Origin of the sequence: Luteimicrobium xylanilyticum, assembly GCF_009429125.1 — a bacterium.
Lineage (GTDB): Bacteria > Actinomycetota > Actinomycetes > Actinomycetales > Cellulomonadaceae > Luteimicrobium > Luteimicrobium xylanilyticum.
Genome location: NZ_CP045529.1, coordinates 265392 through 278689 on the forward strand (window position 1 = coordinate 265392; position 13298 = coordinate 278689).

The following is a 13298-nucleotide window of genomic DNA, read 5'->3' on the forward strand; positions in this document are numbered from 1 at the left end:
GCAGCACCTGACCTGGAGGAAGAGTGAACGCACTCAGCACCGAGGCAACCACGTTCGGGTGGCTCCTCGACAACTTCGTGCGCACGGTACCCGGGAGCCGTCACACGCTCGTCGTGTCCGCCGACGGTCTCCTCATGGCGATGTCGGAGAAGCTGGACCGAACGAGCGGCGACCAGCTCGCGGCGATCGTCTCCGGCATGTCGAGCCTCACGCGCGGCGCAGCCCGCCAGCTCGGCGGCGGCAACGTGCGCCAGGCCATCATCGAGATGGACAACGGCTTCCTGTTCCTGATGAACATCTCGAACGGGTCTGTTCTGTCCGTCGTCGCTGAGTCAAACTGTGATGTCGGATTGATCGGTTACGAGATGGCGATGCTCGTCTCGCGTACCGAGGCAACGCTGACTCCGCAGCTCATCTCTGAGATGCGGGGCAACCTGCCCGTCGACGGCGCCACGCGCGCGTCGCAGGGCTGACGACCAGGACGAGGTGAGGTCGGTGACGAACACGGTCCCGGGCGGCATCCCAGCCGTACCCGTACCCCCCGGCGAGGTGTACGAGGCCGCCACGGTGCGCCCGTACGCGGTCACGGGGGGACGCGTGCGCTCGGCGACGTCGGACCTTCCGCTCGAGGCGCTCGTCGAGGTGATGCCGGGCGCGGTCAACGGGTACGGCCTGCCGCCCGAGAAGCGTGCGATCCTCCAGCACGCCGCCCACAACTACGTCTCGGTCGCGGAGCTGTCCGCGCTCCTGCGCCTGCCCCTCGGTGTCGTCCGCATCCTCGTCGCGGACCTCTCCGACGAGGGCTACGTCACCGTCCACACGTCCACACCTGTCAACGTGCACACCGGCCACGGTCACAACCCGGGCCTGTCGCTGAGCGTCCTGGAGAGTGTTCTCAATGGCATTTCCTCCCTCTGAGTCCTCGCCGGGCGCGCCCGTGCGCACCTCCGCCGGCGTCGGGGGTGCGGCCGGAGCGCCGGCCGCCCCGCAGCCCGTGGTGACGCAGCCCGCGCCGCCCGTCCTTCGCGGGGTCCCCACCGACGGCGGCACGTCGGCACAGTCGCAGCCTGCCGTCGCCCACGACGGGTCGCAGGGCACTGCGGCCGAGGTCGGCCGGGCAGCGCCGACCGTCGTGAAGATCGTCGTCGCGGGCGGCTTCGCCGTCGGCAAGACGACGTTCATCGGGTCGATCTCCGACGTCGAGCCCCTCAACACCGAGGCCGCGATGACGGAGCACTCGGTGGGTGTCGACGACGCGGGCGGCGTGAGCGACCGCAAGACCACGACCACGGTCGCGATGGACTTCGGCCGCGTCGCCCTCCCGGGCAACCTGTGGCTCTACCTGTTCGGCACGCCGGGCCAGGACCGCTTCCTGTTCATGTGGGACGACCTGGTGCGCGGCGCGATCGGCGCTGTCGTGCTCGTCGACACCGAGCGTCTCGACCAGTGCTTCCCGGCGATCGACTACTTCGAGTCGCGGGGCATCCCGTTCGTCGTGGGCGTGAACTGCTTCGACGGCGTCGCCAAGCACCGCCTCGAGGACGTCCGCGAGGCGCTCCAGATCGGCGGCCACGTCCCGATGCTGTACACGGACGCCCGCTCGCGCGCCGCGACCAAGCAGACGCTCGTCGCGCTGGTCCAGCTGGCCATGCAGCAGCTCCGCGCCCAGCAGGGCGCCGCGCAGTAGCTCCGGCCTGCCCGACGACGGCCCTCACCTCCGCGCGGAGGTGAGGGCCGTCGTCGTCCGCGGCACAGGCGCCGGCGCTCGACCACCCGGGGGTGCACCGTCTCGCTGCCGCGCGGTGCGGACCGGTGTCCGGCGCATGGAAGAATGGCGGCGCGCGCTCCGGCGCGAGGAGGGTTGACAGAGCGGCCTAATGTGACGGTCTTGAAAACCGTTGTCCCGCAAGGGACCGGGGGTTCGAATCCCTCACCCTCCGCCTCCTGCGGTCACCGTGCTCAGTGCACGGAGAACCCGCCGTCGACGGCGACGGACTGACCCGTGACGTACGCGGACGCGGGGCTCGCGAGGAACACGGCGGGGCCGGCGAAGTCCTCCGGACGACCGTTACGGCCCACCAGCGTCCGCGCCGCGAGCGCCTGGACGGTCGCGGGGTCGGAGCTGAGGCGCTCGTTGAGCGGCGTCGGGACGAAGCCGGGGACGAGCACGTTGGCGGTGACGCCGTGGGCGGACCACGCCTCGGCCTGCGACCGCGCCAATCCCTCGAGACCGGCCTTCGAGACGCCGTAGGCGCCGCTCGACGCGAACGCCCGGTGGGCCTGCTGCGAGCTGATGTGGATGAGCCGCCCGTACCCGCGCCGCGCCATCCCGGGCGCGAGGCGTTGGCCGAGGACGAAGGGCGCGTCGAGGTTGACCGCCATCGTCGCGTCCCAGGTGGCGTCGTCGAGCTCGGGCATGGGTGGTCGGAGGTTGATCCCGGCGGAGCTCACGAGCACGTCCACGTCCCCGACCGCGTCGGCGAGGGCGTGGGCGCCATCGCGGGTCGACAGGTCGGCGACGATGCCGTCCGCCGAGCCGCCGTCGGCCAGGATCGCCGCCACGGTCGCGTCGATCGCGGTGGGCGTCCGGGCCGCGACGACGACGTGCGCCCCGGCCGCCGCCAGCGCGCCGGCGATCGCCTGGCCGATGCCCGAGCTCCCGCCCGTCACGAGGGCCGCGCGGCCGGCCAGCCCGAACATGTCCCCCAGGTGCATCGCGCCAGGCTATCCGCCGGCGCTCGGCACCAGGCACGAGGCTCGGAACCGCCGGCCGCGGGGCTACTGTCGTCCCGTGACCAGCGCGTTCCCCACCGCCACCCGGTACGCCCCGCGCGGGATGGTGTGCACGGTCGACCACCTCGCCACCGCCGCCGGGGTCGACGTCCTCGCGGACGGCGGCAACGCCGTCGACGCCGCGATCGCCGCCCACGCCGTCCTCGCCGTGACCGCCCCGCACCTGTGCGGGCTGGGTGGCGACCTCTTCGCCCTCGTGCACGACGGCGCCGGCGCGCCCGCAGCGCTCGACGCGTCGGGTCGCGCCGGGTCGGGGGCCGACCCGGACCGGCTCCGAGCCGAAGGGCACACGGCCATGCCGTTCCACGGCGACATCCGGTCGGTCCCGGTGCCCGGGTGCGTCGACGGCATCCTCGCGCTGCACGCCCGCTACGGGACGCGTGAGCTCGCGGACCTGGTCGCGCCGGCCGTCCGGCTCGCCGAGGAGGGGTTCCCGGCGTCCCCGATCCTGGTCCGGCCGGCCACCCGGCTCGAGGGCGTCGACGGTGCGGGTGACCTGCTCGCCGCGACCCACGCGGGCGCCGTCGTGCGGCGGCCGGGGGTGGCGCGGACGCTGCGCGGGATCGCGGCGCACGGACGGGACGCGTTCTACGGCGGCGAGTTCGGCGCGGGTCTGCTGGCGCTGGGCGCCGTGGGCGCGCGCGACGGGGCACGGCCTGAGTACGACGCCGCGGACCTCGGGCGCCACCAGGCGGACTGGGTCACGCCGATCTCGGCGCCCGCCTGGGGGCACACGCTGTGGAGCACCCCGGCCGCCTCGCAGGGGTACCTGCTGCTCCTGGCGGCGGAGGTCGCGGACGGCCTCGCCCTACCCGACGACGCCGACGACCCCCTGTGGGCGCACCTCCTCGTCGAGGCGTCGCGCGCCGCGGGGCACGACCGGCTCGACGTCCTGCACGAAGGTGCGGCGCCCCTCGCGGACGCCGCCGCGCTCCGCGCCGAGATCGACCCCGACCGGCGGACCCCACACTTCGACCCGCAGCAGCGCGACGGGGACACGACGTACCTGTGCGCCGTCGACGGGGACGGGCTCGCGGTCTCGCTCATCCAGTCGAACGCGGCCGGCTTCGGGAGCCTCCTCTTCGAGCCGAGCACGGGCATCAACCTGCAGAACCGCGGCGTCGGGTTCAACCTGCGGCCCGGGCACCCCGCCGAGTACGGTCCCGGGCGGCGGCCCCCGCACACCCTCACCCCGGCGTTGGTGACGCGGGCGGACGGGTCGCTGCGCGCCGTCGTCGGGACGATGGGCGTAGACTCGCAGCCGCAGCTCCTGCTTCAGGTCGTCGCGCGCCTGCTCGCGGGCGACGCGACCGCGGGCGAAGCGATCGGGTCGCCGCGCTGGCGGCTCCACGGGGGTGCCACGGGCTTCGACACGTGGGAGGACGCGGTGCGCGTCGAGGTCGAGCGCGGCAGCACCTGGGCGGACGGGCTCCGGGCCCGCGGGCACGAGGTCGTCGAGGCGGCCGAGGGCGTCGGGTTCGGCCACGCGCACCTGATCGAGGTCACCGACGAGGGCGTGCGCGCCGGTGCCGCCGACCCGCGGGCGGTGATCGGCGCGGCCTCCGGCGTCTGACCTCGCCGAAGTAGTACGGCGGCCGTACTACTTCGGCGAGGGGGAGCGGGTGGCGGGGCCGTGCCGGACCTCCACGACCGGCAGCGTGACGACCGGCAGCGTCGGCAGCCGCAGCGCCCCCGGTGCCGACGCCGGCACGACCGGCGACTGCGGCGCGACGGGCGCCATCGCCACGTACGGCTCCCCGAGCGCGGGGCGCACGTCGTCGTCGCCGCGGTTCGGCCACAGGGCGAACGCCCGCTCGGCCTGCGCCGTGATGGTCAGCGACGGGTTGACGCCGAGGTTCGCGGAGATCGCCGACCCGTCCACGACGTGCAGCCCCTCGTGCCCGAACACCCGCAGGTACGGGTCCACGACGCCCTCCTCGGCCGACGCCCCGATCGCGCAACCGCCCATGAAGTGCGCCGTCATCGGCACGTCGAACGGTTCGCCGATGGTCCCGCCCGGCGTCCCGCGCATGACCTTCGCCATCCGCCGCACCGCCTCGTTCGCGGCCGGGATCCAGCTCGGGTTCGGGGCACCGTGGCCCTGCCTCGACGTCATACGCCGCCCCAGCAGACCGCGCCGGGTGAACGTGGTGATCGAGTTGTCGTCGGACTGCATGACGAGCGCGATCACCGTCCGCTGCGACCAGCCCCGCAGGTCGTAGAGCTTGGGCAGGTCCCGCCGCTGCCGCCACAGCTCCGCGAGCCACGTGCGCCACCGGGCCCGCCCGGTCGCCTCGCGCCCGTCGGTGAGGACGGTCTGCAGCAGCCCCATCGCGTTCGACCCGCGCCCGTACCGCACCGGCTCCACGTGCGTGTGCGCGTCCGGGTAGAACGACGACGTGATCGCGACGCCGCGTGAGTAGTCCACGGCGTCGTCGTCGGCGATGGCGCCGAGCAGCGCCTCCGAGTTGGTCCGGGTCAGTGCGCCCAGCCGCGGCGAGAGCCGCGGGAGGTTGCCGCGGTCCCGCTGCGCGTGCAACAGCTTCTGCGTCCCCAGCGCGCCCGCGGCCAGCACCACCTGCGCCGCGGTGACCCGCGCCCGACGACGTCCCTCGCCCGGGGCGGTCGGGTCGCCGTCCGCGGGGGTCGCCTCGCGCGGGGGTCGCACGCCACCGGTGCGTCGCGTCCGGACCTCGTAGCCGCCGCCCGGCAGCGGGACGAGATCGGTCACGGTGGTCAGCGCGCGGACCTCCGCTCCGGCGCGCTCCGCGAGGTGCAGGTAGTTCTTCGCCAGCGTGTTCTTCGCGCCGTGCCGGCACCCCGTCATGCACTCGCCGCACTCCAGGCACCCGCGGCGGTCCGGGCCGACGCCTCCGAAGAACGGGTCCGCCGCCGCCTCGCCCGGGCGGGGTGCGCCGTCGGGCCCGGGGTTGAAGAACACGCCCACCGGTGCGGTCCGGAACGACGAACCGACCCCCATCTCGTCCGCGACCCGGCGCATCACGCCGTCCGCCGGGGACTCGTGCGGGAGATCCGTCACGCCGAGCATCCGCGACGCCTGGTCGTAGTACGGCGCGAGCTCCGCCTTCCAGTCCGTGAGGTGCCCCCAGGCCGGGTCCTCGTAGAACGCGTCCATCGGGCGGTACAGCGTGTTCGCGTACACGAGGGAGCCGCCGCCCACGCCCGCACCCGCGAGGACCAGCACGTTCCGCAGCCGGGCGATCCGCTGGATCCCGAAGCAGCCCAGCGCCGGCGCCCACAGGAAGTCGCGCAGATGCCAGGACGTGCGCGCGAAGTCCTCGTCCCGGAAGCGACGGCCCGCTTCCAGCACCAGGACCCGGTAGCCCTTCTCCGTCAGCCGGAGGGCGTCGACGCTGCCGCCGAACCCGGAACCGACGACCACCACGTCGTAGTCGAAGCTCATGCCGTCGGACGGTACGGGTTTCGCGTCCTGGGTCGCAGGTACACGGCCGACTTCTCGCGCTGAGCAACACGCAGGCCGTGTGAGACCCGGGGTGCCCGTGCGAACCGCCGGGAATGTCCGGGATCTGCCACTCGATGACTCGCCGGCCGGGCCCTGTGTGTTGCGTGGCGCGAGAAGTCGCGGGTGACCCGGCATGCTGAGGGTGTGGGGGTGCAGCCGACGAGCCGGGACGGGGTCGTCGCCCTCGTCGTGGCGCGCGTCCTCGGCCTCACCGGGACCGGGGTCGCGGCCGACGCGCGCCGGGTCAGGGTCCTGGTCGACGGGCATCCCTCGACCGAGCCGGGTGCCTGGGCGGACGCGCTGGTGGAGCCGCTGCGGGCGGCTGGGCACGAGGCGTTCCGGGTGAGCGCCGGGACTTTCCTGCGCGCCGCGTCGCTCCGGTTGGAGCGGGGGCGTGAGGACCCGGACGCGCTCTACGAGGCGTGGCTCGACGCCGCCGCGCTCGAGCGCGAGGTGCTGCGTCCTTTCGGCCCCGGCGGGACCGGCCGGTTCACGCCGAGCCTGCGCGACCCCGCCACGGACCGGCCGACGCGGGAGCCGGCCCGCGACACCCCGCCGGGCTCCGTCCTCCTGCTCGACGGCGCCCTCCTCCTCGGCCAGGGGCTCCCCGCCGAGCTCACGGTCCACCTGGCGACTCGGGCCGCGACGCTGCGCCGCCGCACCCCCGACGACGAGCGCTGGACCCTGCCCGCCTACGACCGCTACGAGCGCGAGGTCACGCCCGCGGAGGAGGCGGACGTCGTGGTGCACGTGGACGACGCGCGCCACCCGGCGGTGCTGGACCGCACCACCGGGCGGCGCTGAGCGGTGTCGTCACATCGACGGCACGACCGACTTCGAGAGCGACGGCCCGAAGACCTGGCCGATCTGTGAGACGCCGAGCCCGCCTGCCGACAGGACGGACGCCGGGTCGATCCGGACGCCGTCCTGCAGCGGCACGCTGAACCGGTGGCTCGTGGTCCGCCCGGCGACGACGGCCTCCACGGAGACGGTCACGTCGACGTGGGCCCCGCCGGACACGACCTCCACGCCGCCGATGCCGGGCTTCGCGTTGATCTGCGCGGCCTGGCCGCCGGTGAGCGGGACGCCGTCGAGCACGAGCTTGAGCGAGTCGCCCGTGACGCCGAGCTTCTGGTCGATCCGGACGCTCGCCGCCTTGTCGTGCTGGGCGGTGACCCCGAGGACGGTCCGCGCGGTCCCGAGACCGCTCAGGGCGAGCGACGCGGTCTCGCCCGCGGCGACCGGTGCCGTGAGGTGCAGCTTCGACAGGCCGTGCCGGACGGCGTAGTCGAGGTTGCCGCCCCGCACGGCCCTGACCTGGTGCACGTAGTCGGACGCGGTCGCGGCGAGCTGGAGCGCGCCGATCGCGGCCTGCGCGGCGGGGGTGAGCTGGGCGACGAGCTTCGGGTTGCCCGCCACCTCGTGGACGGTCGCGTCGCCGAGGGCGCGGCTCACGGCCGGGTCCTGCGCGAGCGCCGTGGCGACCTTGCTGCGGGTCACCCCGCCGGTCGCGACCTGCTTGAGCGTGACCGAGCCGAGCGGGACCCGGACGGGCGGCCGCAGGCCGAGGGTGACGTCCTGCACGCTCGCCCGACGGCGCAGCTTGACCTCCCCGACGACGGGTCGCCCCACGAGCGGGGTCGCGACGGGCCCGGTGACGACCGGCCCGGTGTGGACGGGCGGGACGTGGACGGGCGGCGTGCGGACGGGGCCGTCGCCCGGGTCCTTGACGACGGGACCGCCCGCGGGCCGGAGCTCGGCGATCCTCCCGCCGCCCGTGGTGCGACCGGCGCTGTACCCGTTGACGCCGACGAACAGGCCCTCCAGCGACGCCCCGGCCGTCTCGAGCTGCCGGCCCCGGGCCCCGAACGCGTCGAGGTCGTTGCCCTGCAGGTCGGTGAGGGAGACGGTCTCGGCGTCGGAGCCCAGGATCAGGACGGTCCCCGCCAGGATCAGCAGGATGGCGTCCCACACGGGCGTGTGCTCGCGCGAGCTGAGCAGGTGGAAGGGCATGTAGTGCAGCCGTCCGCCGCTCGACGACGTCCCGTCGTACGTGGCGCCCGCGCCGGCGTAGTGGAAGGTGTTCGCGTTCGGGTCGACCTGGAGGGTCCGGCTCGTGCTGGGGAAGTTCGGGTCGTGGACCGTGATGGTCCACGGGCTCGTCGAGGTGTCCCAGCCGATGGGTCGGATGCAGTGCGGCGCCCCGCTGAAGTCAGCGTTCTGCGCGATGCAGAGGACAGGGTCGTCGCCGCGTGCCGCGGCCGCCTGGGTCTCGAGGAAGACGGTCTTCGGGTCGTGGGTGCGGCCCGAGAGGAACTGGTCGACGAACCACCAGATCGGCGCGGAGCCCACCTGGTACTGGTGCTTGGTGTTGAACGTCTCCACGAGCTGGTTCCAGTCGCCGAACCGCGACAGCGGCAGGCTGAACGCGCTCTGGTTCTTGTCGACGTAGATCGACTCGAGGCTCATCCCGAAGCAGTTCCCGCCGCGGGCCAGCCCGTCGATGACGAGCGCGTAGAACAGGCGGTCGAGGTCGTCGTCGAGGTCCCACCACTCGGGGGAGGAGTCGACGTCGCTGAACGCCGCCGCGTAGTCGGCGTACGCGATGTCCTGCGTGCCGCGGTTGGCGACGGCCCACCAGTGGTCGTTCGCCGAGAAGCCGCCGGGCGGTGGCGTCGGCTGCACGGACAGGACGATGTCGTTGATGTTCGAGAAGTGCCCGGAGTGGAGCACCCCGCCGGACTCGCGCAGACCCCAGCCGTTCGCCATCGTGAGCTGCGTGGTCCAGGTGCCGAGGTGGTCGTCGCCGCCACCGAACGGGGCACCGTCGTCGGAGTCCCAGACGTCGATGGTGACCGTGAGGACCTGGTCGGCGCGGTTGGTCGTGATGCCGCCCTGCGCGGGCAGGCGGAGGTTCGGCTGGACGACGTTGTGGTCGTCGGAGTCGCCCGTGGCGGGCCAGCGCTGGTTGACGATCATCGCTGGCCCGTCGGCGACCATGGCCCTGAGGTAGACGTCGTTCTGGCCCATGAACAGGCCCTCCGACTCGACCGTGTCGACCTTGCTGAGGAACAGCGAGAACGACGTGGCGACAATCATCCCGTCGAACGTCCCGAACCACAGCAGGCTGCCGTTCTGGAAGGTGTTGTACCGGGCGGGCGCGGGTGCGCCGGGGATGTCGCCCTCGTCCGATGTCGGGAAGCCGAGCTGGCCGCCCGGCCCGCCGAGGTCGCGGTACTTGCGGCGGATGTCGCCGTGCACCTCGAACGCGCCCGTCGCGCCGGACCAGTAGATCGTGCAGCTCTCCAGCTCGTTGTAGCGGCCGATCGGCGTGTGGTCGCGGACGACGTCGCTCTCGTCGGTGAGCGGGAAGCCCCAGGTCCCGGTGGCACCGGTCGCGAGGAAGTGGGCGAGGATCGCGCCGTGCAGCTCGTGCGCCACGGTCGTGCCCGTCTTGAGGTACAGCCGGGCGTTCTGGAACACCTGCTCGAGGCCGCCGGGCACGGCGTCCGCGAAGGCGGTGGGGAACCCCAGGCCCGCGGCCTCGTCCAGCCGCTCGTACGACAGGTACAGGTGCCCGACGACGGGGAACGCCCCCGAGGCGGCCGACCAGTAGATCCCGCCGCCCGTGAACAGCGACTTGCGCCCGCCGGACGCGCGGCTGTCCGTCTCGTCGCTCACGAGCGCGCCGAGGGGGTTCGGGTCCGCGAGCGAGGTGTAGAGCTGCCAGATCGCGCCGTGCATCTCGAACGCGACTCCCGCGTCCTCGGCGTACATGAGGAGGCCGTTCTGGTAGGCCTGCGTGGATGCGCCGATGCCCGGCGACCAGGTGACCGGAGAGCGCGGGTCGCCGAGGTCGAGGCCCGCCAGGACGAGCGACTCCTCCTTGTAGCCGAGGTACCACTCGGGTGCGGTCCGGTGCGCGTCGAGCAGGGCCTCGAGGGCTGAGGGGACGTCGTCGGACCAGCGGACCGCCGCGAGCGCGCCGTCGAAGTGGGACCCGCCCTGAGCGTCGGTCCCGAGGAACAGTGCGCCCGCGGAGGCGACCGTGACGGTGCCGCGCGGGAAGGCGTGCACGGCCTGCAGCGCGCCGTCGACGAAGACCCCGATCGTGTCGGTGTCGTAGACGAGTGCGACCACGTGCCAGGAGCCCGGCGAGATCGCCGTCGCGTACGTGGTGCTGGCGCCGTGCTTCGCCCCGGCGGCCGGGGTCACGTGCCCGACGACGGCTGCGCCGGCGGCCGTGCCGACCGAGCGTTCGACCGTGAGCGAGTAGGGCAGGAGCGTGGACGCGAGGACGGTCTGGGCGCTCGTGGGGAGCGCGTCCAGCTTGAGGGCGACCTGGACCGTGAAGCGTGCGGTGTCGGGGGAGAGCCCGGCGAGGTCGACCTTCGCCTTGCCGGCGGTGCCGAGGTCGAGCGCCTTCGGGAGGTTGCCCAGGGCGGTGTGCCCGGGACCGGCGACGACGGTGACGCCGGTGAAGGTGGCGGCTCGCGAGCCGTCGGGGTTGTGGACCGCCGCGCGGTCCAATGTGTAGTCGATGAGCGCGGACATGGTGTGCCTCCGCGGGGATGCCCGTCGGGTACCCCGCTGACGGGTCGGGCGCTTGATGCGTCCGGCATCGCGGGGAACGACCTCGGTGCGGGGCCGGCTGATACGCGACGCGCCGCGCGTCGTCGGGTGACTCGGGGGTGAGTTTTGCTCCGGGGCGTGCCGCACGGGTAACCTGGCGTCGCCTGGTCCGTAGCCGTCCAGCCCTCGGGTCCTCCCGACGGGTCGTTCGGAACCGCGATCGGCGAGGAGACGTCGCATAGTCAGGTCTAGTGCGCCACCCTGCTAAGGTGGTAACGGGGCAACCCGTTCGAGGGTTCAAATCCCTCCGTCTCCGCTCACGGGTTCGCAAAGAACGTCATGAAGGCTCCGGCCGAGCATCGCTCGCCGGGGCCTTCGCCGTATTCTCGCGCGGTTCCTCGTGGTCGCTGCCGCCCAGCGCCCTCGCCAGCGTGCTCAACATCGCGGCCAGCTCCGCGTGCTGCTCCGGGTCCCACCCGTCGAGGAGCTCGGCGAGCGAGTCGCGGCGTGCGGCGTCGAGCGCGTCGGCGGCCGCCTGTCCCGCATCCGTCAGCGCCACCGTGCCCGGCGGGTCGTCGTGCACGTACCCGAGCTCGAGGAGCTGGTCGTAGGTCTCGCTGATCCGCGGGAGCGCGGGGCCGGTCCGGGCCGAGATCGTCTTCCACTCGAGCGGGCCGAGGTGGTCGAGCTTGAGCAGGCACCACGCCCCCAGCGGGCTCACCTGGACGCCGGCCTTCGTGGTCAGACGACGGTAGAGGTCGTGGCGCGCGTCGCGGCCGCTCAGCACGGACAGCGACCGCTGGATCTCCTCGAGGGACGAGCGCTCGGTCGGCGAGCCGCCCAGGCCCTCGCCGATGTCGGTGACCGCGACGGTCTTGCGCAGCGGCTGCTCCTTGATGAACCAGGACAGGACGAACGCGATCACCGCGACCGGTGCCGCGTAGAGGAACACGGTCGAGATGGAGTCGGAGTACGCGCCGATGATCGACCGCCCGACGTCGGCGGGGAGCTGGGAGATGACCTTGGGGTCGCCCTGGATCGTCGACGGGTCGAAGCCGCTCGGCAGGTTCTTGCCCGCCAGCGCTTCCCTGACGTTCGACGCGAGCTGGTTGGAGAAGATGCTCCCGAAGATGGCGACGCCGAACGACCCGCCGATCGACCGGAAGAACGTGGCACCCGCCGTCGCGACGCCGAGGTCCTCGTAAGGCACCGCGTTCTGCACGATCAGCACGAGCACCTGCATGACGAGCCCCAGCCCGAGGCCGAGGACGAGGAACGCGGCGCTCATCTCGAGGACGGAGCTGTCGACGCCCAGGCGGGACATGAGCCACAGGGCGACGGCCGTGATGCCCGTGCCGAGGATCGGGTAGATCTTGTAGTGCCCGGTGCGGCTGATGATCTGGCCGGTCCCGATGGACGTCAGGAGCATCCCGACGACCATGGGCAGCATCCGGACCCCCGACGTCGTGGCCGACACCCCGTGCACCACCTGGAGGAACGTGGGGATGAAGGTCAGGGCGCCGAACATCGCGAAGCCGACGATGAAGCCGATGGCCGCCGTCACGTTGAACACCGGCAGCCGGAACAGCTTGAGCGGCATCACCGGCTCGGCCGCGCGCCGTTCGATGGGCACGAACGCGATCAGCAGGACCACGGCGATCCCCGCGAGCGCGTACGTCTGCCAGGAGCCCCACGCGTAGCTCACGCCGCCGAGCGACGTCATGAGGACCAGCGACGTCGCGATCCCCGCGAGCACCGCGGTGCCCAGGTAGTCGATCTTGTGGCGCTGCTGGCTGCGCGGCAGGTGCAGCACCGAGCTGATCACCAGCAGCGCCACGATGCCGATGGGCAGGTTGATGTAGAAGACCCACCGCCAGCTCAGGTGGTCGACGAACAGGCCGCCCAGCAGCGGGCCGCCCACCGACGTCACCCCGAAGACCGCCCCGAAGAACCCCTGGTAGCGACCACGGTCGCGCGGCGGGACGACGTCCCCGACGATCGCCTGGGTGAGGACCATCATCCCGCCGCCGCCGATGCCCTGGAGGGCGCGGAACATGATGAGCTCAGGCATGTTCTGGGCGAGACCGCACAGCGCGGAGCCCACCAGGAAGATCACGATGCAGGCCTGGAAGATCCCCTTCCGGCCGTACATGTCGCCGAGCTTCCCCCACAGAGGCGTCGACGCCGTGCTCGCGAGCAGGTAGGCCGTCACGACCCACGACAGGTGCTCCAGGCCGCCCAGGTCCGACACGATCGTCGGCAGCGCCGTCGACACGATGGTCTGGTCGAGCGCAGCCAGGAACATCGCGAGCATGAGCGCGCCGAAAACGACCCAGACGTTCGCGTTCGCGTGGTCGGGCGGCCCCTCTGCCTCGGCGGAGGACCCGGCTGGACCAGCATGCTGCGGCGTCGCGCTCACCGTTCCACTGTGCTCCCGGCAACGGTCGCG

Annotated in this window: 9 protein-coding genes and 2 tRNA genes; 7 read left to right on the forward strand and 4 right to left on the reverse strand. The window is 73.0% G+C overall.

What is annotated here, in order from left to right:
- Positions 1–23: 23 nt before the first annotated feature.
- The 4 genes from KDY119_RS01175 (at position 24) to KDY119_RS01190 (ending at position 1940) form a co-directional block, all read left to right on the forward strand.
- Positions 24–473, forward strand: a complete 450-nt coding sequence (locus tag KDY119_RS01175) for a roadblock/LC7 domain-containing protein (RefSeq protein WP_036954345.1) — start codon at positions 24–26, stop codon at positions 471–473.
- A gap of 22 nt (positions 474–495) precedes the next feature.
- Positions 496–918 carry a DUF742 domain-containing protein gene (locus KDY119_RS01180; RefSeq protein WP_227994460.1) on the forward strand — a complete coding sequence of 141 codons (423 nt, stop codon included), beginning with the start codon at positions 496–498 and terminating at the stop codon, positions 916–918.
- Positions 919–1132: 214 nt separating this feature from the next.
- Positions 1133–1687 carry a GTP-binding protein gene (locus KDY119_RS01185; protein WP_085998078.1) on the forward strand — a complete coding sequence of 185 codons (555 nt, stop codon included), beginning with the start codon at positions 1133–1135 and terminating at the stop codon, positions 1685–1687.
- A 168-nt stretch (positions 1688–1855) separates the two neighbouring features.
- A tRNA-Ser gene (locus KDY119_RS01190) sits at positions 1856–1940 on the forward strand.
- A gap of 19 nt (positions 1941–1959) precedes the next feature.
- On the opposite strand, the gene KDY119_RS01195 is transcribed toward KDY119_RS01190, so the two are convergent.
- Positions 1960–2715, reverse strand: coding sequence for an SDR family NAD(P)-dependent oxidoreductase (locus KDY119_RS01195; protein WP_036954351.1), 756 nt, complete (start codon positions 2713–2715; stop codon positions 1960–1962).
- A 76-nt stretch (positions 2716–2791) separates the two neighbouring features.
- Here KDY119_RS01195 and KDY119_RS01200 point away from each other — a divergent pair, with 76 nt between their 5' ends.
- Positions 2792–4366 carry a gamma-glutamyltransferase family protein gene (locus KDY119_RS01200; protein WP_227994461.1) on the forward strand — a complete coding sequence of 525 codons (1575 nt, stop codon included), beginning with the start codon at positions 2792–2794 and terminating at the stop codon, positions 4364–4366.
- Positions 4367–4393: 27 nt separating this feature from the next.
- On the opposite strand, the gene KDY119_RS01205 is transcribed toward KDY119_RS01200, so the two are convergent.
- Positions 4394–6217: a GMC family oxidoreductase gene (locus KDY119_RS01205; RefSeq protein ID WP_036954354.1), complete on the reverse strand. Its 1824-nt coding sequence runs from the start codon at positions 6215–6217 to the stop codon at positions 4394–4396.
- 210 nt (positions 6218–6427) lie between these two features.
- Between KDY119_RS01205 and KDY119_RS01210 the strand changes: the two genes are divergently transcribed.
- Positions 6428–7081, forward strand: coding sequence for a nucleoside/nucleotide kinase family protein (locus tag KDY119_RS01210; RefSeq protein WP_227994462.1), 654 nt, complete (start codon positions 6428–6430; stop codon positions 7079–7081).
- A gap of 9 nt (positions 7082–7090) precedes the next feature.
- On the opposite strand, the gene KDY119_RS01215 is transcribed toward KDY119_RS01210, so the two are convergent.
- Positions 7091–10831, reverse strand: coding sequence for a LamG-like jellyroll fold domain-containing protein (locus KDY119_RS01215; RefSeq protein ID WP_051136892.1), 3741 nt, complete (start codon positions 10829–10831; stop codon positions 7091–7093).
- Positions 10832–11076: 245 nt separating this feature from the next.
- On the opposite strand from KDY119_RS01215, the gene KDY119_RS01220 reads away from it, so the two are divergent.
- Positions 11077–11165, forward strand: a tRNA-Ser gene (locus tag KDY119_RS01220).
- A 21-nt stretch (positions 11166–11186) separates the two neighbouring features.
- Here the strand turns inward: KDY119_RS01220 and KDY119_RS01225 are convergent.
- Positions 11187–13268 carry an MDR family MFS transporter gene (locus KDY119_RS01225; protein ID WP_036954355.1) on the reverse strand — a complete coding sequence of 694 codons (2082 nt, stop codon included), beginning with the start codon at positions 13266–13268 and terminating at the stop codon, positions 11187–11189.
- Positions 13269–13298 lie beyond the last annotated feature (30 nt).